The 21,845-nt window shown below is 65.6% G+C and carries 23 protein-coding genes; 18 read left to right on the top strand and 5 right to left on the bottom strand.

What is annotated here, in order from left to right:
• Nucleotides 1–115: 115 nt before the first annotated feature.
• Complete coding sequence (gene flhB / locus EC839_RS02450) at nt 116–1,264, top strand: flagellar biosynthesis protein FlhB (protein ID WP_132832065.1); 1,149 nt, start codon at nt 116–118, stop codon at nt 1,262–1,264.
• On the opposite strand, the gene sodC is transcribed toward flhB, so the two are convergent.
• Nucleotides 1,257–1,784, bottom strand: coding sequence for a superoxide dismutase family protein (sodC, locus tag EC839_RS02455; protein ID WP_132832066.1), 528 nt, complete (start codon nt 1,782–1,784; stop codon nt 1,257–1,259). The genes flhB and sodC overlap by 8 nt on opposite strands.
• 225 nt (nt 1,785–2,009) lie before the next feature.
• On the opposite strand from sodC, the gene flhA reads away from it, so the two are divergent.
• From flhA to EC839_RS02525, 14 genes are all read left to right on the top strand, one after another.
• Nucleotides 2,010–4,136, top strand: coding sequence for a flagellar biosynthesis protein FlhA (gene flhA, locus EC839_RS02460; protein ID WP_132832067.1), 2,127 nt, complete (start codon nt 2,010–2,012; stop codon nt 4,134–4,136).
• Nucleotides 4,137–4,146: 10 nt separating this feature from the next.
• Nucleotides 4,147–5,475 (top strand): flagellar biosynthesis protein FlhF, encoded by a 1,329-nt coding sequence (gene flhF, locus EC839_RS02465; protein ID WP_132832068.1) that lies wholly within the window; start codon nt 4,147–4,149, stop codon nt 5,473–5,475.
• Between the two features lie 92 nt (nt 5,476–5,567).
• The gene (gene fleN / locus EC839_RS02470; RefSeq protein WP_132832069.1) at nt 5,568–6,398 is read left to right on the top strand and encodes a flagellar synthesis regulator FleN; all 831 of its coding nucleotides are present in this window, start codon (nt 5,568–5,570) and stop codon (nt 6,396–6,398) included.
• Nucleotides 6,395–7,135 (top strand): RNA polymerase sigma factor FliA, encoded by a 741-nt coding sequence (fliA, locus tag EC839_RS02475; protein ID WP_132832070.1) that lies wholly within the window; start codon nt 6,395–6,397, stop codon nt 7,133–7,135. The genes fleN and fliA overlap by 4 nt, the downstream gene beginning before the upstream one ends.
• An 87-nt stretch (nt 7,136–7,222) precedes the next feature.
• Nucleotides 7,223–7,597: a chemotaxis response regulator CheY gene (locus EC839_RS02480; protein ID WP_169853335.1), complete on the top strand. Its 375-nt coding sequence runs from the start codon at nt 7,223–7,225 to the stop codon at nt 7,595–7,597.
• A gap of 19 nt (nt 7,598–7,616) precedes the next feature.
• Nucleotides 7,617–8,405 (top strand): protein phosphatase CheZ, encoded by a 789-nt coding sequence (locus EC839_RS02485; RefSeq protein WP_007160364.1) that lies wholly within the window; start codon nt 7,617–7,619, stop codon nt 8,403–8,405.
• A 26-nt stretch (nt 8,406–8,431) separates the two neighbouring features.
• Nucleotides 8,432–10,675, top strand: coding sequence for a chemotaxis protein CheA (locus EC839_RS02490; protein ID WP_132832071.1), 2,244 nt, complete (start codon nt 8,432–8,434; stop codon nt 10,673–10,675).
• 82 nt (nt 10,676–10,757) lie between these two features.
• Nucleotides 10,758–11,876, top strand: coding sequence for a chemotaxis response regulator protein-glutamate methylesterase (locus EC839_RS02495; protein ID WP_132832072.1), 1,119 nt, complete (start codon nt 10,758–10,760; stop codon nt 11,874–11,876).
• Nucleotides 11,877–11,910: 34 nt separating this feature from the next.
• The gene (locus EC839_RS02500) at nt 11,911–12,651 is read left to right on the top strand and encodes a flagellar motor protein (protein ID WP_132832073.1); all 741 of its coding nucleotides are present in this window, start codon (nt 11,911–11,913) and stop codon (nt 12,649–12,651) included.
• An 11-nt stretch (nt 12,652–12,662) separates the two neighbouring features.
• A complete protein-coding gene (gene motD / locus EC839_RS02505; protein WP_132832074.1) occupies nt 12,663–13,526 on the top strand; it encodes a flagellar motor protein MotD in 864 nt (287 codons plus the stop codon).
• A 35-nt stretch (nt 13,527–13,561) separates the two neighbouring features.
• Complete coding sequence (locus tag EC839_RS02510) at nt 13,562–14,350, top strand: ParA family protein (protein WP_059315534.1); 789 nt, start codon at nt 13,562–13,564, stop codon at nt 14,348–14,350.
• A gap of 57 nt (nt 14,351–14,407) precedes the next feature.
• On the top strand, nt 14,408–15,328 hold the full coding sequence (locus tag EC839_RS02515; RefSeq protein ID WP_132832075.1) for a chemotaxis protein CheW: 921 nt from the start codon (nt 14,408–14,410) through the stop codon (nt 15,326–15,328).
• Nucleotides 15,329–15,401: 73 nt separating this feature from the next.
• Nucleotides 15,402–15,881, top strand: a complete 480-nt coding sequence (locus EC839_RS02520) for a chemotaxis protein CheW (RefSeq protein ID WP_007160357.1) — start codon at nt 15,402–15,404, stop codon at nt 15,879–15,881.
• Nucleotides 15,881–16,297 (top strand): DUF2802 domain-containing protein, encoded by a 417-nt coding sequence (locus tag EC839_RS02525; RefSeq protein ID WP_007160356.1) that lies wholly within the window; start codon nt 15,881–15,883, stop codon nt 16,295–16,297. Before EC839_RS02520 ends, EC839_RS02525 begins: the two co-directional genes overlap by 1 nt.
• 34 nt (nt 16,298–16,331) lie before the next feature.
• Here EC839_RS02525 and EC839_RS02530 read toward each other — a convergent pair whose 3' ends face one another.
• A complete protein-coding gene (locus EC839_RS02530; protein WP_115946553.1) occupies nt 16,332–17,255 on the bottom strand; it encodes an aspartyl/asparaginyl beta-hydroxylase domain-containing protein in 924 nt (307 codons plus the stop codon).
• Between the two features lie 170 nt (nt 17,256–17,425).
• Between EC839_RS02530 and EC839_RS02535 the strand changes: the two genes are divergently transcribed.
• On the top strand, nt 17,426–17,965 hold the full coding sequence (locus EC839_RS02535; RefSeq protein ID WP_027597961.1) for a DUF2058 domain-containing protein: 540 nt from the start codon (nt 17,426–17,428) through the stop codon (nt 17,963–17,965).
• Nucleotides 17,966–17,974: 9 nt separating this feature from the next.
• On the opposite strand, the gene EC839_RS02540 is transcribed toward EC839_RS02535, so the two are convergent.
• Together EC839_RS02540 and EC839_RS02545 are read right to left on the bottom strand one after the other, a co-directional pair.
• Nucleotides 17,975–18,619: a YciC family protein gene (locus tag EC839_RS02540; protein WP_132832076.1), complete on the bottom strand. Its 645-nt coding sequence runs from the start codon at nt 18,617–18,619 to the stop codon at nt 17,975–17,977.
• Nucleotides 18,620–18,649: 30 nt separating this feature from the next.
• The gene (locus EC839_RS02545) at nt 18,650–19,216 is read right to left on the bottom strand and encodes a cysteine hydrolase family protein (RefSeq protein ID WP_132832077.1); all 567 of its coding nucleotides are present in this window, start codon (nt 19,214–19,216) and stop codon (nt 18,650–18,652) included.
• 275 nt (nt 19,217–19,491) lie between these two features.
• Here EC839_RS02545 and EC839_RS02550 point away from each other — a divergent pair, with 275 nt between their 5' ends.
• Entirely contained in the window at nt 19,492–20,277 is a 786-nt protein-coding gene (locus tag EC839_RS02550) for a DUF2076 domain-containing protein (protein WP_132832078.1), read from the top strand.
• A gap of 62 nt (nt 20,278–20,339) precedes the next feature.
• On the opposite strand, the gene EC839_RS02555 is transcribed toward EC839_RS02550, so the two are convergent.
• Nucleotides 20,340–20,777, bottom strand: a complete 438-nt coding sequence (locus EC839_RS02555) for an Lrp/AsnC family transcriptional regulator (RefSeq protein ID WP_132832079.1) — start codon at nt 20,775–20,777, stop codon at nt 20,340–20,342.
• A gap of 150 nt (nt 20,778–20,927) precedes the next feature.
• On the opposite strand from EC839_RS02555, the gene yedA reads away from it, so the two are divergent.
• The gene (gene yedA / locus EC839_RS02560; protein WP_132832080.1) at nt 20,928–21,833 is read left to right on the top strand and encodes a drug/metabolite exporter YedA; all 906 of its coding nucleotides are present in this window, start codon (nt 20,928–20,930) and stop codon (nt 21,831–21,833) included.
• The last annotated feature ends 12 nt before the right edge of the window (nt 21,834–21,845 follow it).

A 21,845-nucleotide genomic window follows, 5' to 3' on the forward strand; every position in this document is an offset into this window, starting at 1 on the left:
AATGCTCATTTACCGTTCGTGAACTCCGCTTCCTCAGCTTTTTTCGCGGGGCCGCCTAGGCCTCGCCTGACCTTCGCTCGGCGACTTTTCGTACAGAACCTAGGAGGGCTATCGCATGGCTGAATCCGATGGCGAAGACCGCACAGAAGACCCCACAGAGAAACGCAAGCGTGACTCCCGGGAGGAGGGACAGCTCCCGCGATCACGCGAACTCGGCACGGTGGCGGTCATGCTCTCGGGGGTCGGCGGCCTGCTGATGTACGGCGCCTTCCTGGGCGGCAAGTTGCTGGAGGTGATGCGCAGCAACTTCTCCCTGCGGCGCGAAGAGGTCATGGACGAACGCTTCATGGGCACCTTCCTGCTGGCCTCGGGCAAGGCGGCGATGATCGGGATGCTGCCGATGATCGCCCTGGTGGTGATCGCCGCCATCATTGGCCATATCGCCCTGGGCGGCTTCCTGTTCTCCGGCAAGATGCTGGCGCCCAAGCCGAGCCGGATGAATCCCATGTCCGGCATCGCCCGGATGTTTTCCAAGAACTCCCTGGTGGAATTGCTCAAGGCCCTGGGCAAGTTCTTCATCATCCTCGGCGTGTCGGTGCTGGTGCTGATGAGCGAGCGTACGGCGCTGCTGCAGATCGCCAAGCTACCGACCGAGCAGGCACTGCTGCACAGCATGCAGGTGGTGGGTCATGCCACCCTGCTGCTGGCCCTGGGACTCTTGATCATCGCCGCGGTGGACGTGCCCTTCCAGATCTTCAGCAACCGCAAGAAGCTGATGATGACCAAGCAGGAGATCAAGGACGAATACAAGGACGCCGAAGGCAAGCCCGAGGTCAAGGGCAAGATCCGCCAGATGCAGCGGCAGATGGCGCAGCGAAGGATGATGGCCGAGGTGCCCAATGCCGATGTGGTCATCACCAACCCGACCCACTTCGCCGTGGCACTCAAGTACGACGCTGCCAAGGGCGGGGCGCCGGTGCTGGTGGCCAAGGGCAGCGATTTCACCGCGCTGAAGATCCGCGAGATCGCCCAGGAGCACCAGGTCTCGCTGCTGGAGTCGCCAGGGCTGGCGCGGGCGGTGTATTTCTCCACCGAGGTGGATCAGGAAATTCCGGCCGGGCTCTATGTGGCCGTGGCCCAGGTCCTGGCCTATGTCTATCAGCTCAGGCAATTTCGGGCCGGACGTGGGCGCAAGCCCAAGCTGTCCGATCTGCCCATCCCGCCGGATCTGCGGCGGGATGAGGAGGGGAAGGCGCCTACTTGATGACGCCGCAGGCGACACGTGCGCCGCCACCGCCCAGCGGCTTGGGCTGGTCGGAGTAGTTGTCGCCACCCGCATGCACCATCAGCGCATGGCCCTTGAGCTCTTCCAGGCGCTTCAGGCGGGGCGCCAGCACCGGCTGGGTGGCCTGGCCGTCGGCGGTGACATAGAGCGCCGGCAATTCGCCCAGGTGGCCGTCGTCCGACCAGGGCGCGCTGTGCTTGCCGGTGTTGCGCGGATCCAGATGGCCGCCCGCCGCGCCCCCGGCGGTCAGGGTGCCATTCACCTCGGCCGCGCCGCAGTTGGGCTTGGTGTGGACGTGGAAGCCATGGATGCCGGGCTCCAGGCCCTTGAGCTCGGGCGTGAAGACCAGACCGTACTTGGAGCGGGTCACCTGCACGCTGCCGACGCTTTCGCCCACGCCGTCCGTCGTGACCTTGTTCAGCGGGATCGTCAGGGATTCGGCTGCCTGGGCGGTTCCGACCAGGCAGGTGGCCAACAGCGTCGCGGTCCAGATTTTCATGATGATGTTCCTCGGATAGGCGCGCTAGCGCGGGTCCCTAGACAGACTCGCGGCCTCCACCCACGGTTCAGCCGACGGCTCCGGCGATCCATAACCAGTCCTGTACCGCCCCTGGGAAAACCTCGCTGATTCAAGGTCTTGAGCAGTTGGCCCGGAGCTTGCTCAAGCCCCTGCGAACAGTGCGCTGCGTCAACTTTCCGTGACGACGGCACCGGCAAGCGAGGAATGGGTGTGAAAGTCGACAAATCCATGATGATGGGCAACATGCGCGGTCTGGCTCGCGGCAATCTGGGCGTGCCGCTGGCCGTCCTGGCGATGCTCGCCATGATGACCCTGCCGATGCCGCCGTTCCTGCTGGACGTGCTGTTCACCTTCAACATCGCCTTGTCGATCGTGGTCCTGCTAGTCAGCGTCTACGCCCTGCGGCCGCTGGATTTCGCGGTTTTCCCGACCATCCTGCTGGTGTCGACCCTGCTGCGCCTAGCGCTGAACGTGGCCTCGAGCCGCGTCGTGCTGCTGCACGGCCAGGACGGTCACGACGCCGCGGGCAAGGTCATCCAGGCCTTCGGCGAAGTGGTGGTCGGCGGCAACTACGTAGTCGGTGCGGTGGTGTTCGCCATCCTCATGATCATCAACTTCGTGGTGGTGACCAAGGGCGCCGGCCGCATCTCCGAGGTGTCGGCGCGCTTCACCCTGGACGCGATGCCCGGCAAGCAGATGGCCATCGACGCCGACCTGAACGCCGGCATCATCGACCAGGCCGAAGCCAAGAAGCGCCGGACCGAAGTGGGCCAGGAAGCCGACTTCTACGGCTCCATGGACGGTGCCAGCAAATTCGTCCGCGGTGACGCCGTTGCCGGCCTGCTGATCCTCTTCATCAACCTCATCGGCGGCATGGCCATCGGCATGGCCCAGCACAGCCTGTCGTTCGGCGACGCCGCGCGCATCTACGCCCTGCTGACCATCGGTGACGGCCTGGTCGCCCAGGTTCCCTCGCTGCTGCTGTCGGTCGCCGCGGCCATCATGGTCACCCGAGTGTCTTCCGCCGAAGACATGGGCCAGCAGGTCAATCGTCAGATGTTCGCCTCGCCCAAGGCGCTGGCGGTCTCGGCCTTCATCATCATCGCCATGGGCCTGGTGCCGGGCATGCCGCACCTGCCATTCCTTGGTCTGGGTGGCGGCGCCGCCGCCGGTGCCTGGCTGATCTACAAGCGTCAGCGCCAGGCCAAGCAGACCGCCGAGGTCGAAGCCAAGAAGCAGCAGGATCTGGCCCCCGTGCAGCGTCCGGCCGAGGCCAAAGAGCTGGGTTGGGACGACGTCACCCCGGTGGACATGGTCGGTCTGGAAGTCGGCTACCGGCTGATCCCCATGGTCGATCGCAATCAGGGTGGCCAACTGCTGGCGCGGATCAAGGGGGTGCGCAAGAAGCTGTCCCAGGACCTCGGTTTCCTCATGCCGTCGGTACACATCCGCGACAACCTGGACCTGCTGCCCAACGCCTATCGTCTGACTCTGATGGGTGTGAGCGTGGCCGAGGCCGAGATCTATCCCGATCGCGAACTGGCCATCAACCCCGGTCAGGTCTATGGCTCCCTCAACGGCGTCGCCGCCAAGGATCCGGCATTCGGTCTGGAGGCCGTCTGGATCGACGTCACCCAGCGCGACCAGGCCCAGTCCCTCGGCTACACCGTGGTCGACGCCAGCACCGTGGTCGCCACCCACCTCAACCAGGTCCTGTTCAAGCATGCCCACGAGCTGATCGGCCACGAGGAAGTCCAGCAATTGCTGCAGGTGCTGGCCAAGAGTTCGCCCAAGCTGGCCGAGGAGCTGGTGCCCGGCATCGTCTCCCTGTCGACCCTGCTCAAGATCCTCCAGCAACTGCTGCAGGAGCAGGTCCCGGTCCGCGACATCCGTACCATCGCCGAAGCCATCGCCAACGTCGGTCCGCGGAGTCAAGATCCCGCCGCCATCGCCGGTGCCGTACGGGTCGCGCTGTCCCGCGCAATCGTCCAGAACATCGTTGGAATGGAGCCTGAGCTGCCTGTCATCACCCTTGAGCCAAGGTTGGAACAGATGTTGCTAAGTAGTATGCAGAAGGCCGGTCAAGGCGCCGAGGACGGCATGTTCCTCGAGCCTGGCATGGCTGAAAAACTGCAGCGTTCCCTCATCGAGGCAGCGCAGCGTCAGGAAATGATGGGTAAGCCAGTGGTGTTGCTGGTGGCCGGTGCGATCCGCGGGATGATGTCCCGCTTCGCGCGGATGGCGGCACCGAACATGAGTGTACTGGCCTACCAGGAAATTCCGGACAACAAGCAGGTCACCATCGTCGCTACCGTTGGCCAGAATGGCTGAGGTCTAGATCATGCAAGTCAAACGTTTCTTCGCCGCCGATATGCGTCAAGCCATGAAGCTGGTACGCGACGAGCTGGGCCCGGATGCCGCCATCCTCAGCAACCGCCGGGTCGCCGGCGGGGTCGAGCTGACCGCGGCGCTGGACTACCAGGCTCCGGCACCGGCCGCGCCCAACGCGGAGCTGCAGGCGGAGTTGCGCAAGACCCATGCGAAGATCGCCCAGGCTCATGCCGACCTCAGCATCCGCGCGCCGGGCGTGCCCTCGGCCGCACCCAAGGACAAGCAGCTGCTCGGCGCCATCAGCGCCGCCGACAGCCGTCGCGAGCCGGTGATCGCCCCGCCGCGTGCGCCCCAGTCGGCCGCCGCGGCCCCTGCCGCCAGCGCCGCGCCGGAAGACCGTCGCGCCCTGGAAGCCATGCGCAGCGAACTCAGCGGCCTGCGTGAACTGCTGGAAGTCCAGCTCGGCTCCATGGCGTGGACCCAGGTGCAGTCCACCCGTCCGCAGCAGGCCGGCCTCTGGCGTCGTCTGCAGCGCATGGGCCTGCCGGCCGATCTGGCCCGCCACCTGCTCGACAGCGTTGCCAAGATCCAGGACCCGCGCCATGCCTGGCGCATGCTGCTGGCCAATTTCGCCCAGCTGGCCAAGACCACCGATGCCAAGATCCTGGAGGAGGGCGGTGTCGTCGCCTTCGTCGGTCCGGCCGGCATGGGCAAGACCACCACCCTGGCCAAGCTCGCTGCCAGCTACGTGCTCAAGTACGGTCCCCAGAGTCTGGCGCTGGTCAGCATGGACAGCTTCCGCATCGGTGCCCAGGAGCAGATCAAGACCCTCGGCCGCATCCTCGACGTGCCGGTCACCCTGGTGGATCCGGGCCAGTCCCTGGCCCAGGCACTGGCACCCCTGGCGCGCAAGCGCCTGGTGCTGATCGACACCGCCGGCATGCCCGCCAATGATCCGGCGCTCAAGGTGCAGCTCGAAGCCTTGGCCAACCGCCAGCTGAAGATCCGCAATTATCTGGTACTGGGTGTCACCAGCCAGAGCCAGGTGCTCAAGGCGGCCTACCACAGCTATCGCCGCTGCGGCCTGAGCGGCTGCGTGCTGACCAAGCTGGACGAAGCCGCCAGTCTCGGCGAAGCCCTGGGCCTGGCCATCAGCCAGCGCCTGCCGGTGGCCTACATCGCCGACGGCCCGCGCATCCCGGACGATCTGCATCCGGCCCGTAGCCACCAGCTGGTGAGCCGCGCGGTGAGCCTGCAGGCACCCGAGGAGCCGAGCGAAGAAACCATGGCGGGCATGCTTGCCGGCCTGTATCAGAGCAATGCCCGCCGCGCCGGTTAGCGCAGACGAACGGTCGTGGTGCATCGCATGCCTGGGCACGCCAAATGCACTTGGTCTAAAGTGTGACGGATTTCAATCAAAGGTATCAGGCAATGGGTAGCATGCATCCCGTCCAAGTCATAGCGGTCACGGGCGGTAAAGGCGGTGTCGGCAAGACCAACGTGTCGGTCAACCTGGCCTTGGCCCTGGCCGATATCGGGCGGCGCGTCATGCTGCTCGACGCCGACCTGGGCCTTGCCAACATCGACGTTCTGCTCGGCCTGTCGCCCAAGCGCACCCTGGCCGATGTCATCGCCGGCGAGTGCGAGCTGCGCGACGTGCTGCTGCACGGCCCGGGCGGCATCCGCATCGTCCCGGCGGCCTCGGGTACCCAGGCGATGGTCAATCTGACGCCGGCCCAGCACGCCGGTCTGATCCAGGCCTTCAGCGACATCAGCGATAACCTCGACGTGCTCATCGTCGATACCGCTGCCGGCATTGGCGACCAGGTGGTCAGCTTCGTTCGCGCCGCCCAGGAAGTCCTGGTGGTGGTGTGCGACGAACCCACCTCCATCACCGATGCCTACGCCCTGATCAAGCTGCTCAATCGCGACCATGGCGTCACCCGTTTCCGGGTGCTGGCGAACATGGCGCTGACGCCCCAGGAAGGTCGCAATCTCTTTGCTAAGCTGACCAAGGTGACCGACAGATTCCTGGATGTCGCCCTGCAATACGTGGGCGCCATTCCGTTCGACGAGGCGGTGCGCAAAGCCGTGCAGAAACAGCGCCCCGTGTTTGAAGCCTTTCCGCGTGCCAAGGCCTCGCTGGCCTTTCGTGCGGTGGCCCAGAAAGTCGATGGCTGGCCGTTGCCCGCCAATCCGCGCGGCCATCTCGAGTTCTTTGTCGAGCGCCTTGTGCAACCAGCCATCGGTACCCACGCATGACAGCATCCAGCGGGCTTCGCATGTACAGCAAAACCTCGGAACGTACCCAGCAGGAGCAACTCATCAACCGCTATGCGCCGTTGGTGAAACGCATCGCCTACCACCTCCTGGCGCGCTTGCCGGCCAGCGTGCAGGTCGAGGACCTGATGCAGGCCGGCATGATCGGCCTGCTGGAGGCCTCGCGCAAATATGACGCCGGCAAGGGCGCCAGCTTCGAGACCTACGCCGGCATCCGCATCCGTGGCGCCATGTTCGACGAGGTCCGCAAGGGCGACTGGGCGCCGCGCTCGGTGCACCGCAACACGCGCATGGTCACCGACGCCATTCGCGCGGTGGAAGCGCGCACCGGTCGCGACGCTAAAGATTCCGAAGTCGCGGCCGAACTTAAATTGAGTCTGGATGAGTACTACGGCATCCTTGGCGACACCATGGGGAGTCGCCTGTTCAGTTTCGACGACCTCATGGAGGGTGGTGAGCATGGGCTCGAGGAGAGCGGTTCGCATGAACTCGAACCCGGTCGCGGTCTGGAGGACGAGCGCTTCCGCAAGGCCCTGGCCGACGCCATCGCCAATCTTCCGGAGCGTGAACGTCTGGTGCTCTCGCTGTATTACGACGAGGAACTCAACCTCAAGGAAATCGGCGAGGTGTTGGGCGTGAGCGAGTCACGCGTCTGCCAACTTCACAGTCAATGCGCGGCACGCCTGCGGGCGCGGCTGGCGGAATGGCGTTCGCGTTAACCGGCTGATACTCAGGCTACTACGATTGCTTAGACGCGCCTCATGGCGTGTGTGCGGATTAGGACGGAGGTCGACTTGGACAAGAACATGAAAATCCTCATCGTGGACGATTTTTCCACGATGAGACGCATCATCAAGAATTTGCTGCGCGATCTGGGATTCACCAATACCGCCGAAGCGGACGACGGCAACACCGCGCTGCCGATGTTGCAGAGCGGCAACTTCGATTTTCTCGTCACCGACTGGAACATGCCCGGCATGACCGGCATCGACCTGCTGCGCCAGGTGCGCGCCGATGCGCGCCTCAAGACCCTGCCAGTGCTGATGGTGACCGCCGAAGCCAAGCGCGAGCAGATCATCGAAGCCGCTCAGGCCGGTGTGAACGGCTATGTGGTCAAGCCTTTCACCGCCCAGGTGCTGAAAGAAAAGATCGACAAGATCTTCGAGCGGGTGAACGGCTGAAGAAAGCCGCGGGGACGTTATGGATCAGCTTGGCTCCAACAGCTTCAGCGACTTCGAGTCGAATCTCAAACAGCACGCCCAAGAGCTGGTGAAATGCCTGGAAAGCGGCGATTTCACTCAGGCCGTGCACGTCATCAATGAACTCAACCAGTTGCGCGACCGGGGTCTCTACCAGGAAGTCGGCAAGCTGACCCGCGAGTTGCACAACGCCATCGTCAACTTCGAGATCGATCCGCGCGGCATGGCCGGCGAGGAAGTCTCCCAGATCAGCGATGCCACCGATCGTCTCTCCTACGTGGTGAAGATGACCGAGAACGCCGCCAACCGGACCATGGATCTGGTGGAGGAGAGCGCCCCGCTGGTAGGCAACTTCGGTGACGAAGCCCGGGCCGTGCATGCCGACTGGAAGAAGTTCATGCGCCGGGAAATGGGCGCGGACGAATTCCGCGAGCTGGCCAAGCGCGTCGATGCCTTCCTCAGTCACAGCGAGAGCAGCGCCGAGCAACTGTCGGCCAAGCTCAACGACATCCTCTTGGCGCAGGACTACCAGGACCTTACCGGTCAGGTGATCAAGCGCGTGGTCAATCTCGTCGGGCAGATCGAGAAAGACCTCGTCAAGCTGGTGATGATGGCCAGCCAGGTCGATCGCTATACCGGCTTCAGTCACGATCACACCGCGCTGATCGAACAGAATCGAAAAGAAAAGACGATGAAGGGTGAAGGTCCGCAGATTCATGCCGATAAGCGTGAAGACGTCGTGGCCGCTCAGGTCGACGTCGACGATCTTCTATCCAGTCTGGGCTTTTGACCCAGACCCTCTTGGGGAGTGCAGGAATGAGCTTCGACGCCGATGAAGAGATCCTCCAGGATTTCCTGGTAGAGGCCGGCGAGATTCTCGAACAGTTGTCCGAACAATTGGTCGAGCTGGAAAGCCGCCCGGATGACATGGATCTGCTGAACGCCATTTTCCGTGGCTTCCATACCGTAAAGGGCGGCGCCGGTTTCCTGCAGCTCCATACCCTGGTCGAGTGCTGCCATATCGCGGAAAACGTTTTCGACATCCTGCGCAAGGGCGAACGCCGCGTGGATGCCGAGCTGATGGATGTGGTGCTGCAGGCACTGGATTCCGTCAACGAGATGTTCGGTCAGGTCCGTGAGCGCGAAGAGCCGACGCCGGCCTCGCCCGAATTGCTGGCGGCCCTGGCCCGCCTGGCTGAACCCGCTGGCAGCGAGCCGGCACCGGCCCCGGCTGCGCCCGTGGCTGCCGTCCCGGTCGTGGCGGCAGAACCCGCTCCGGTCGCCGCTGCGGCGGCCGAGCCGGAATTGAGCGATGCCGATTTCCAGAATCTGCTCGACGCCCTGGGCAGCGAGCCGAGCGCGGCAGCGGAAACGCCGGCGGCCGCCGGTGGCGACGACATCACCGATGACGAATTCGAAGCCCTGCTCGATCAGCTGCATGGCAAGGGCAAGTTCAGCGAAGCGCCGCCCGCGGCGCCGGTAGCTGCGGCAGCGCCTGCTGCGCCGGCGGCGGGTGGCGACGAGATCACCGACGATGAATTCGAAGCCCTGCTCGACGAATTGCACGGCAAGGGCAAGTTTGTCGCGAGCGAAGCCGCGGCACCCGTTGCTGCAGCCCCGGCCGCAGCGGCTCCGGCAGCCGCAGCGAGCGGTGACGAGATCACCGACGATGAATTCGAATCCCTGCTCGACGAATTGCATGGCAAGGGCAAGTTCAGTGGTCCCGCGGCAGCCGCGGAAGCGGTAGCCGCCCCGGTGGCCGCTGTGCCGGCACCAGTGGCCGCACCTCAGCCGGCGGCTCCCGCACCTGCGCCGAAACCGGCGCCGGTGGCCGAGGCCGCAGTGCCCAAGCCGGCAGCCGCCGCGCCTGCCGAGCGTCCCACCAGCGAGGCGGAGACCACCGTGCGGGTCGACACCGCGCGGCTGGACGAGATCATGAACATGGTCGGCGAGCTGGTGCTGGTGCGTAACCGCCTGGTACGCCTGGGTCTGAACAGCGGCGACGAAGCCATGGCCAAGGCCGTGTCCAACCTCGACGTGGTCACCGCCGATCTGCAGACCTCGGTCATGAAGACCCGGATGCAGCCGATCAAGAAGGTCTTTGGTCGCTTCCCGCGCCTGGTCCGCGATCTGGCGCGCAGCCTGAAGAAAGAGATCAACCTGGAACTGGTCGGCGAAGAAACCGACCTGGACAAGAACCTGGTCGAGGCCCTAGCCGATCCGCTGGTGCACCTGGTGCGCAACGCGGTCGACCACGGCATCGAAGGACCGGCCGAGCGTGAAGAGAACGGCAAGTCCCGCGCGGGGCGCGTAGTGCTCTCCGCCGAGCAGGAAGGCGATCATATCCTCCTGTCGATCTCCGATGACGGCAAGGGCATGGACGCGGATCTGCTGCGCAACAAGGCCGTGGAAAAAGGGCTGCTCGACCGCGACGCGGCCGATCGCCTGACCGAGACCGAGTGCTTCAACCTGATCTTCGCCCCGGGTTTCTCCACCAAGGCCGAGATCTCCGACATCTCCGGTCGCGGTGTGGGCATGGACGTGGTCAAGACCAAGATCAGCCAGCTCAACGGCACGCTGAACGTCTTCTCGACCAAGGGCCAGGGCTCCAAGATCGTCATCAAGGTCCCCCTGACCCTGGCGATCATGCCGACGCTGATGGTGATGCTGGGCAACCAGGCCTTCGCCTTCCCGCTGGTCAACGTCAACGAGATCTTCCACCTCGACCTGTCCCGCACCAACGTGGTGGACGGCCAGGAAGTGGTGGTGGTGCGCGACAAGGCGCTGCCACTGTTCTACCTCAAGCGCTGGCTGGTGCCCGATGCGGCCCATGTGGAGCAGGGGGAAGGGCATGTGGTGATCCTCTCGGTCGGCACCCAGCGCATCGGCTTCGTGGTCGATCAACTGGTGGGCCAGGAAGAGGTGGTCATCAAGCCATTGGGCAAGATGCTGCAGGGAACGCCCGGCATGTCCGGGGCGACCATCACCGGCGACGGCCGCATCGCGCTCATCCTCGATGTGCCCAGCATGCTCAAGCGCTACGCCCGTCGCGGGCTCTGAGTCGGTCGGGTACGAGCGGCGTCGGGCCCGTGCCCGGCGCCATCGGGTGGCCTGCGCCGCCCAAGGTTAGGAGTTTCAACGTATGCCGGTAAAAGTACTGGTGGTGGACGATTCCGGCTTCTTCCGGCGTCGGCTCAAGGAGATCCTGGCGGCCGATCCCAACATCTCGGTGGTGGGCACGGCCAGCAACGGGCGCGAAGGGGTCGACCAGGCTCTGGCACTGCGACCCGATGTCATCACCATGGACTACGAGATGCCGATGATGGACGGCATTACCGCGGTCCGCCACATCATGCAGAAGTGCCCGACCCCGGTGCTGATGTTCTCCTCGCTCACCCACGAAGGCGCCCGGGTCACCCTGGACGCCCTGGATGCCGGCGCGGTCGACTACCTGCCCAAGAATTTCGAGGACATCTCGCGCAATCCGGCCAGCGTGCAAAAGCTGCTGTGCGAGAAGATCCATCATATCGCCCGGTCCAACCGGCGCTTCGCCGTGGCGCCCAGCGTCGCGCCGGCAGCGCCCGCAGGTGTCTCGGCCGCGCCGGCTACCGCTCGCCCCGCGGCGCGTCCAGCGGCGCCCAGCAGTACCGCAGCCGGTCATGCGCCCGCCGCGCCAGCATCGACGCCGCCCAAGCGCAAGCACTATCGCCTGGTGGCCATCGGCACCTCCACTGGCGGGCCGGTGGCTCTGCAGCGGGTGCTCACCCAGCTGCCAGCCAATTTCCCGGCGCCTCTGGTGCTGATCCAGCACATGCCTGCCGCCTTTACCAAGGCCTTCGCCGAGCGCCTGGACAAGCTCTGCCGCATCAGCGTCAAGGAAGCCGAGGACGGTGACCAGTTGCGTCCGGGCCTGGCCCTGCTGGCACCGGGTGGCAAGCAGATGATGGTGGATGGCCGCGGCATGGTGAAGATCCTGCCCGGTGACGAACGCCTCAACTACAAGCCCTGCGTCGACGTGACCTTTGGCTCCGCGGCCAAGGCCTATGCCGACAAGGTGCTGGCGGTGGTCCTGACCGGCATGGGGGCCGACGGCCGCGAAGGCGCCCGGATGCTCAAGCAGTCCGGTAGCCAGGTGTGGGCCCAGGACGAGGCCAGTTGCGTCATCTACGGCATGCCCATGGCCATCGCCAAGGCCAATCTGGCCGACGCCATCTATGGCCTGGACGACATCGGCCGGCACCTGACCGAGGCCTGTTCGTGACGGCAGGCGTTCTCCGGCCAGAAGGGCATTGAACGTGGACGTGCTCAGTCTCATCGGCATCCTGCTGGCCTTTACCGCCATCATGGGTGGCAACCTGCTGGAGGGCGGCTCCTTCACCGCCCTGGCCAATGGCCCTGCAGCGCTGATCGTGGTGGGCGGCACCCTGGGTGCCGTCCTGCTGCAGACCCGTCTGCCGGTGTTGCGTCGTGCCCTGACCATGCTGGCCTGGGTGTTCATACCGCCGCGGCTGGACCTCACCGGCGGCATCCGCAAGGTGGTCAACTGGAGCAACGTGGCACGCAAGGAAGGCCTGCTGGGGCTCGAACCCCTGGTCGCCCGTGAAGCTGATCCCTATGCCGCCAAGGGCCTGCAGTTGCTGGTGGACGGCACCGAGCCCGAAGCCCTGCGCAGCATCCTCGAGGTGGACCTCTACGGCCAGGAAGACCGCGACATCGCCGCCGCCAAGGTCTATGAGGCCATGGGCGGCTATGCGCCCACGGTGGGTATCATCGGCGCGGTGATGGGCCTGATCCACGTCATGCAGAATCTCGCCGATCCCTCGCAACTGGGCAGCGGCATCGCCGTGGCCTTTGTCGCCACCATCTATGGGGTCGGCTTCGCCAACCTGCTGTTGCTGCCCGTTGGCAACAAGCTCAAGGCGCTGACTCAGCAACAGTCCCGCTACCGGGAAATGCTGCTGGAAGGGCTGATGTCCATCGGCGAGGGCGAGAATCCCCGCTCCATCGAAATGAAGCTGCAAGGTTTTCTAGATTAGGAGGACGCCGCATGCCTCGTCGCCGCCGCCGTCCCGAAGAGCACGAGAACCACGAACGCTGGCTGGTCTCCTACGCGGACTTCATCACCCTGCTGTTCGCCTTTTTCGTGGTCATGTATTCCATCTCCTCGCTGAACGAAAGCAAGTACAAGGTGCTCTCGGACAGCCTGTCGGGCATCTTCAGTCAGCCGGAGCGTTCGCTCAAACCCATCCCCCTCGGCGATCAGCGTCCCGCTGGCGTGACGCCGACGGTGATGGACGCCAGCGCCGCCCAGCCGGCCAAGGGCACCCCCAGCGATCCGCTGCAGCAGATCGCCGACAGTGTGCGGGCCACCTTCGGCGATCTCATCGCGGGCGATCAGCTGAACATCAAGGCCAGCGAGATGTGGCTGGAAATCGAGCTCAGCTCCAACCTGCTGTTCGCCAGTGGCGATTCCCTGCCGAGCAATCCCGCCTTCGGCCTCATGGAGAAGGTGGCCAAGATTCTGGCACCCTTCAAGAATCCGATTCAGGTCCAGGGCTACACGGACGACCGGCCGATCAGCACGGCGCTGTATCCCACCAACTGGGAGCTGTCGGCAGCCCGGGCCGCCAGTATCGTGCGCCTGTTGATCGGCAATGGCATCGCGCCCCAGCGCCTGGCCGTGGTGGGCTATGGCGCCTATCAGCCGGTGGTCGACAACACCAGTGACGTCAACCGCGCCCGCAATCGGCGGGTGGTGCTGCTGATCTCACGCAATCTCGACCTGTTCCGGCCGCAGAGCACCTTGCAAAATCCGTCGACTGGCACACAATCTGCAGCATCGCCTGGAGAACCGGCGCCCAACGCGGCGCCTGTCAAATCTTCGTCGCCGGCCGCTACGCCGGCACCTTGACCCGGCTGGTCGTGTCGTCGGGAGGAAGTCTGCACATGAGAGTCTGGGCTGTCGCCAATCAGAAGGGTGGGGTGGGCAAGACCACCACCACCGTTGCCCTCGCCGGGTTGCTCGGCGATGAGGGCAAGCGCGTCCTGCTGGTGGATCTCGATCCCCACGGTTCCCTGACCAGCTATTTCGGTCAGGATCCGGACAGCCTCGAACACAGCGTGTTCGACCTGTTCCAGCACGGGGGTCAGGTTCCGGAAGGGCTGCCGAAGCGGCTGCTGCTGCCCACCAGCCATCCGCAGCTGTCCATGCTGCCGTCCAGCACGGCCCTGGCCACCCTGGAGCGGCAGTCGCCGGGCCAGAGCGGCCTGGGGCTGGTGATCTCCAAGAGCCTGGCGCAGCTGTGGAACGACTTCGATCACGTGCTGATCGACAGTCCGCCGCTGCTCGGCGTACTCATGGTCAATGCCCTGGCGGCCAGCCAGCATCTGGTGATTCCCACCCAGACCGAATTCCTCGCGCTCAAGGGGCTCGAACGCATGGTCAACACCCTGACCATGATCAACCGCTCGCGCAAGCAGGCGCTGCCCTACACCATAGTGCCGACCCTGTTCGACCGCCGCACCCAGGCCTCCATCGGCACGCTCAAGGTCCTGCGCAACACCTATCCGGCCCAGCTGTGGCAAGCCTTCATCCCCATCGATACCCGGCTGCGCGATGCCAGCCGCTCCGGTCAGGTGCCGTCGCGCTACGAGCTGAACAGCCGCGGCGTCATCGCCTACCGGGCGTTGCTGCGGCATCTGCTCGAAGGTGCGCCCAGCAGCCAGGTCGCCTGATTCAAGTTTTCCACCTCGCCGGCCGATAGGCTGGACAACTCACCTACGTAGATCGCCATGAGCCAACCGACGTCCCTCGACAATCGTCCTCAGCGTGTCCTCCAGGGCTATCTCGATGCCCTGCTGCTGGACGCGTTCCTGGAACTGCCGACTGCCGAAGCCGCGCCTGTCGTGGCGCCCGTGGTGGTGCCGGCCGCGCCGATCGCCAGCGTGAGCGAAGACGAATTCGCCGCCGCGGTACGCGAAGAACTCGAGCGGGATGCCGCACGGCAACCGCGGGTCGTGCCGCTGGCCGCCCGGCGTCCCGCGGTCGCCCTGGCCGAGCGCGTCCTGCCCGAGGTGCTGCTGCCTGCACCCCAGCCGCTGCCGGCGCCCGAAACCGATATCGAACTGGACTGGCGCGTCCCCGAACTGGCACCGGTCGCCGAACCGGCGCGTCCGGCGGTGGAAGGCATCGCCGTGGGTACCCCGGCGACCCAGCCCGTGGCAGCGGCTGGCGTACCGCCCAGCGCCGTGCAGCTGGACGGTCGCCCGGAGTGGGGTGAAGAGCCCTTCGAATGCCTGCTGTTCGACGTCGCCGGCCTGACCCTGGCCGCCCCCTTGGTGTGCCTGGGTTCCATCTATCCGCTGGCCGACGAAGAGTTGACGCCGCTGTTCGGTCAGCCAGACTGGTTCCTGGGCCTGCTACCCTGCCAGGCAGGCAATCTGCGTGTGCTCGACGCGGCGCGCTGGGTGATGCCCGAGCGTTACCGTGACGACTATCGCGAGGGGCTGAAATTCGTGATATCGCTGCAAGGCCTGGACTGGGGCCTGGCCGTGCACGGCGTCAGCCATTCGGTACGTCTGGATCCCGCCGAGGTCAAATGGCGGAATCAGCGTGCCACCCGGCCCTGGCTGGCCGGTACGGTGATCGATCAGATGTGTGCGCTGCTGGATGTGGCGGCGCTCGCTGAACAGGTGGTGGGTGGCCGTCGCTAGGGCTGCTCGCTGCAACTAACCGGCGGGTTCGCCCGCTTCGCCGCACGTGCGGTATTTGACGAGGCTAGGGAACATGAAAAAAACGTCCGCACAGGGTTCCGAAGATCCGGTCCTGCAATGGGTCACCTTCCGCCTGGATAACGAGACCTACGGCATCAACGTGATGCAGGTCCAGGAAGTCCTGCGCTACACCGAAATCGCTCCGGTCCCGGGTGCGCCGAGCTATGTGCTGGGCATCATCAACCTGCGAGGCAACGTGGTGACGGTGATCGACACCCGTCAGCGCTTCGGTCTGCTGCCCACCGAGGTCACCGACAACACCCGTATCGTCATCATCGAGGCCGACAAGCAGGTCGTTGGCATCCTGGTCGACAGCGTGGCCGAGGTGGTCTACCTGCGGCAGTCGGAGATCGAGACCGCACCGAACGTCGGCAATGACGAATCCGCCAAGTTCATCCAGGGTGTCTGCAACAAGAACGGCGAGCTGCTGATCCTGGTCGAGCTCGACAAACTGATGACCGAAGAAGAGTGGTCGGAGCTGGAAAGCATCTGATGCTCGTCGGGCTGATCCTGCTCAGCGTTGCCCTGGGGCTGGCCTGTGCCGGCCTCGGCGGTTGCTGCTGGCTGCTCTGGCAACGCCAGCAGCAGCAGGCGGCCAAGCTGGCCGAGCGGGAGGCCCTGGTCGACAAGCGCATGCAGATCCTGCTCAAGCGCCTGGAAACCTACCAGGCCGGGCAGGTACGCATGGGTGAACAGGTGCAGGGACTGGCCAAGGTGGTGGCGCCTTTGCCCGATCGGTTGACCCAGATCGAGCAGAGCGACCCTACCAGTCTGTCGTTTTCCCAGGCGGCGCGCCTGGTGGGACTGGGCGCCAGCGCCGACGATCTCACCCAGGCCTGTGGGCTTTCCCAGGCCGAAGCCGAGCTGGTGGCCCGGCTGCATCGACAGCGCCAGCAGCGTTCCGGCTAAAAGCCGCTGACGCCACCGGCGCGGGATCGCCGGCTCAGCTGACGATCCAGTGGTAGAGCGCGATCACCACCAGCACCGCCAGCACCGGCTTGGCGATGCGATAGGCCTTGGGATGGCGCCGCTTGAATTTCTTCACGCCGCCACCGATACGATCGCCGAATCTCTTGCTGAAGGCATAGGCCTGGTTGATGCCGCCGACGCGTTCGCCTTCGACGTTCTGCGGCGCCGTGGCGCTGCCCAGGAAGCGGCTGACCGCCTGGTTGACGCGGGTCAGCAAGCGGTTGCGCAGAGGCCGCTCGACGTCGCAGAAGAGGATGACCCGGGTCTGGTCGGTCTCGTTCTTCACCCAGTGCACATAGGTCTCGTCGAACATCACGTCCTCGCCGTCGCGCCAGGCATAGGGCTGGCCGTCGACATAGATGCGGCAGGCATCCGAGTTGGGCGTGGCCAGACCCAGGTGGTAGCGCAGCGAGCCGCCGAAGGGATCGCGATGGGGATTCAGGTGGCTGCCGCCCGGCAGCAGCGCGAACATGGCGCCCTTGACGTTGGGGATCTGCCGCACCAGCTCGACGGTACGCGGGCAGAGGGTCTGGGCGGAGGGCAGCGGCTCGCCGTACCAGGTCAGGTAGAAGCGCTTCCAGCCCTTCTTGAAGAAGGAACCGAAGCCGGCGTCATTGTCCTTTTCCGCCGCGCGGATGTAGCCCTCGTCGAACAGCCGCAGGGCCTCGACGCGAATCTCCTGCCAGTTGTCCTTGAGCACATCCAGCTCGGGAAAGCGGCTGCGATCCAGATAGGGTTTGGACGGCACGCTGGAGAACAGGTACATCAGGGCGTTGTACGGCGCGAACACCGCCGAGTGGTTGACCAGCTGGCGCAGGAAGGGCAGGCGAGCGCGTCCGCGAAGGTGAACGAAGAGCACGCTGGCGACGAAGAGCAGGACGATCGCTAAGGTAATCATGGGCGAATTGTGATCGGCAGCGCCCGAACCAGGGGCGGATAGGTCATGACCGCATTATTTCACCCCAGAGAAAGGCTTGCACTCGGTTCGTCGGCTGCGCAGGATGGACACCCTGGCGCGCGGCCGCTTCCGAGCTGCGCCCCCTTGGATGATCTAGACGAGTCGTATCGATGAGCATGTCCCTACGCGACCAGCTGCTGAAAGCCGGATTGGTCAATGAAAAGCAGGCCAAGCAGGCCGTCAAGCAGAAGCAGAAGCAGAACCGCATGGAGCATCGCGGGCAGGCGGAAAAGGATCGCTCCCAGGAGCTGGCCGTCCAGCAGGCCCAGGCGGAAAAACTGGCCAAGGACCAGGAGCTCAATCGCGCTCAGGAAGACAAGAAGAAGCGCAAGGCCGAGCAGGCGCAGATCAAGCAGCTGATCGAAACCAGCCGCCTGCCCAAGCTGACCACCGAGGACTACTACAACTTCGTCGACGACAAGAAGGTCAAGCGCCTGTCGGTCAACGTCATGATGAGAGACAAGCTCAGCAAGGGCAGTCTGGCCATCGTGCGCTACGAAGGTCGCTACGAGGTGGTGCCCCGGGCTACCGCCGAACGCATCCAGGAGCGCGATCCCAAGCGGGTGGTGCTGCTCAACGTGCAGAGCGGCGAGCCGGATCCGGATGATCCCTACGCGGCCTACCAGGTGCCGGACGACCTGATGTGGTGAGTGACCTGGTCAGGCGTTCTGCCTGACCAGCATGTAGATGCGGTAGACGGCGATGCTGGGGATCAGCTGCAGGAAGCCCGACAGCGTCTGCAGCACGATCTCCGGCACCGCGGCCTCGGCGAAATGCCGGGTGATCCAGGCGTCGAGCAGCCAGGCCGGCAGGACCGTGGCCAGGATGCACGCCAGCAGGGTGAAAAAATGCCCGCGGCTCAGCCGGAAGCTGCCGCGCAGGGCGTCCAGCGGCGCCCGTCCCTCCAGGACCAGCAGGTTCTCGGCAAAGGCCAGCTTGGCCATGATCAGAAAGCCCGGCACGATCAACAGCGAAAAGCCCAGCATCACCAGCCCCGAGGTCACGGCGGCAAGGACGGCGAAGCGCGGCCAGAGCAGCAGCGCGGCGCCCCACACGCCGCTCAGGCGCGGGGTGTTGCCCTGGGTACGCGCCTCCAGAAAGATCAGCAGCGCGGCGGTGTAGAGCGGATAGCAGAGCAGACTGACCAGCATGTCCCACAGGCCGCCGTTGGCGCCGAAGCGCTCCAGCACCTGATAGCGCAGCAGGGCTTCGAGCAGCAGCCAGGGCAGGGCGAGGACGGCCAGGGGGCGCAGATTGCGGGCAAAGAAGGACAGCGAGTCGCGCAGGATATCGACAGGGTTCATGCAACGCTTCCAGACGGGCAGGGGGGCAGTCTAGCAGGGCGACCCGCTCGCTCGCAGGCGTTCGAGCATGGCCGCGGTGGAAGTGACGGTGGCGTACTCGCCGTGCAGGTTGGCCATGGCCATCGCATGGACCTCCTCGGCGCTGCGGGGCCGCCCGGCGAAGTCGGTCTTGGCGAAGGTGTAGCAGGCGTCTTCGGCGACCCAGGTGGTGAAGTCCAGATTGCCGGCGCTGCGCGCCGTGGCCTCCACCGAATTCTCGCTGGCCACGCCGCAGATCAGCAGCGAGGCGATGCCGCGCTGATGCAGCCAGCGCTCCAGCCCGCTGTTGGCGAAGGCGTCGGGGACCTGCTTGTCGAACACCGGCTCGCCGGGCAGCGGCGCCAGGGCCGGCTGGAACTCCACGCCGGGCTGCCCTGGCCAGAACACCGAATGCGGATCGCGCGACAGGTGCCGGACATGCAGCAGGGGCGCCCGGGCCTGGCGCCAGGCCGCCAGCAGCTCGGCCAGGCGCTGCTCGGCTTCGGGGTGGTTGCGTGGGCCCAGGTGCGGGGCGCGGATGCCCTGTTGCTGGTCGATCAGGATGAGCAGGGGCGGCATGCGCAGGCCTCGCGGGCAAAGACTCAGACTCCCGCAGCGCCGGCCGGTTGTCCAGTCCTGGACGCCCAGCCGGAACTCCCTGGCAGGGCGGCTCTTCAGATGGGAAGGGCGCCAGTGGACCTCTGGCTGAACCTGTGCTGAATGCCGTGCGAACGCAACTTGAAAAGCAACCGCTGCGCCTTTATCTGGCATAACAGCGCGCAGCCTTGCGCCTTTCGACATCCAGGCCGTTCCCCAGGGAAGGCCGCCAGTAGACCGTCTGCGGGAGGGTCATCATGCAACGCGAAGAAAGCCAGCTGATCGAAGGTCTGTTCGACCGTCTCAAGACCACGGAAGCCCAGACCGCGCCCCGTGACCGGGAAGCCGAGGCGCTGATCCAGCAGCGCCTGCGCGAGCAGCCCGCGGCGCCCTATTACATGGCCCAGGCGATGCTGATCCAGGAAGCCGCCATCAAGCGGCTGGACCAGCGCGTCCGGGAGCTGGAAAGCCAGATGGCCCAGGTCCAGCAGAATCGCCCGAGCAGCGGCGGCTTCCTGTCCAGCCTCTTCGGTGGCGGTAGCAGCCAGCCAGCGGGTGGTCAGGCACCGGCCAACGCGGCGCCGTCGCGTGGCTGGAATGACCCGGGTCCGGCCGCGTCACGGCCTGCCAATCCGGGGTATGCCCAACCCAACCCCGGCTATGCCCAGCCCGCCCCCGGCTATGGCGCACCTCAGGCAGCGCCCTCGCGCATGGGCGGTTTCATGGGTGGTGCGCTGCAGACCGCGGCCGGGGTAGCCGGCGGCGTGCTGGCGGCGCAGGCGATTTCGGGTCTGTTCCACCATTCGCAGCCCGAGGAGATCGTCAACGTCATCAACGAGACCCCGGCTGCCGACCAGGGCCTGGCCGATGCCGGCTCCCAGGGAGGCTGGGCGGACAACGCCAGCTACGACAATGGCGGCGGATTCCAGGACGCCGGCGGCTATCAGGATAACGGGGGCTTCCAGGACGCCGCCGACTATGGCGATACCGGCGGCGGTGGCGGCTTCTTCGACGACAGTGGCGACGACGACTCCTTCATCTGACGGGGCGTCGCGCTCCGCCAGCCCTGGTGCCGCGAGGCGCTGGGGCTTTTTTCTGCGCGCCGTCAGCCCGGCATGAGCGGCAGAGGTCGCTCGAAGGGCGTCGACAGCACCACCACGGTCCGGCTCATGCCGAACTGGGTCAGCTGATCGATGAGGCTCTCCAGTTCGCCCATGTCGCGTACGGCGACGCGCAGCATCAGACAGTCTTCACCCGTGACCCGGTGGCAGGCGAGCAGCTGGGGCAGGGCCTCCAGCTTCTTCAGTACCGGGCCCTGACTGGTGCTGTGCAGGCGCAGGGAAATCAGGCATTCGGTGCCGTAGCCCAGGGCGCGGCGATCGATACGGGCCCCATAGCCGGTGATGATCCCGGCGTCTTCCAGCTTGGCGATGCGCTCGGCGATGGCCGGCGCGGAGAGTCCCAGCCGGCGACCCAGATCCGCGTAGCTGGCGCGGCCCTCCACCAGCAGCAGGTCGATGAGGCGGCGATCGATATGGTCCATGTCCGTTCCCCTGCCTTCGAATCGAAGGTCTTTGCTCCTAAAGTCTGCTGAATCAAAGCCTGGTCGGGCCCTTTATCCCCTGACTGTATCTTAGCCGTCCCGTCGTGCGCTCCTACAATGGCTGCCTGACCCCTCAGGAATCCCTCGCGCATGGACACCCCCGCCTCGCCCTGCCTCGCGCCGCGCCTACCCAGCTGGCTGCCCCTGCTGGCGGCCTTTTTCGCGCTCTATGTGGTCTGGGGTTCCACCTATCTGGTGATCCGCATCGGCGTGGCCCACTGGCCGCCGCTGCTGATGGCGGGGCTGAGATTTCTGATCGCCGGAAGCCTGCTGCTGGGCTGGCTGCGGCTGCGCGGGACCCCCTGGCCGACGGCGCGGGAGACCTGCGCGGCGGCGGTGATCGGCATCCTGCTGCTGGGCGTCGGCAACGGCGGCGTGACCCTGGCCGAGCACTGGGGCGTGACCTCCGGCATCGCGGCCTTGTCGATCGCCACGGTGCCGCTGTTCACCCTGCTGTTCGGCCTGCTCTGGGGACAGCGCAATACTCTGTTGGAATGGGCCGGCATCGCCCTGGGGCTGGTGGGGATCGCCCTGCTCAACCTGGGCGATACCATGAGCGCCACGCCCCTGGGTGCGGCGGTGATCCTGCTCGCCGCGGCGGCCTGGGCCTTCGGCTCGATCTGGAGTCGCTACCTGCCGTTGCCGCGGGGAGCCATGGCCAGCGCTGTCGAGATGCTGGTGGCCGGTGCGGCGCTGCTCGGCGCCAGCTACCTCAGCGGTGAGCGCCTGCAGCACTGGCCGGCCCTGGGCGGCTGGCTGGCCTTGGGCTATCTGGTGGTGTTCGGCTCCCTGATCGCCTTCAGCGCCTATCTCTATCTGCTGGGACGGGTACGACCGGCGGCCGCTACCAGCTATGCCTACGTTAATCCGGTGGTGGCGGTGCTGCTGGGCACCCTGTTCGTCGGTGAGCGGATCGGGCCGGCGGAGATGCTGGCCATGCTGGTCATCGTCGGCGCCGTGGTGTTGATCGGGCTGCCGCAGTGGCGACGGCGCTGAGGGCAGGCTAGG

It is taken from the genome of Pseudomonas sp. JUb52 (genome assembly GCF_004341115.1).
Taxonomy (GTDB): Bacteria; Pseudomonadota; Gammaproteobacteria; order Pseudomonadales; family Pseudomonadaceae; genus Chryseomonas; species Chryseomonas oryzihabitans.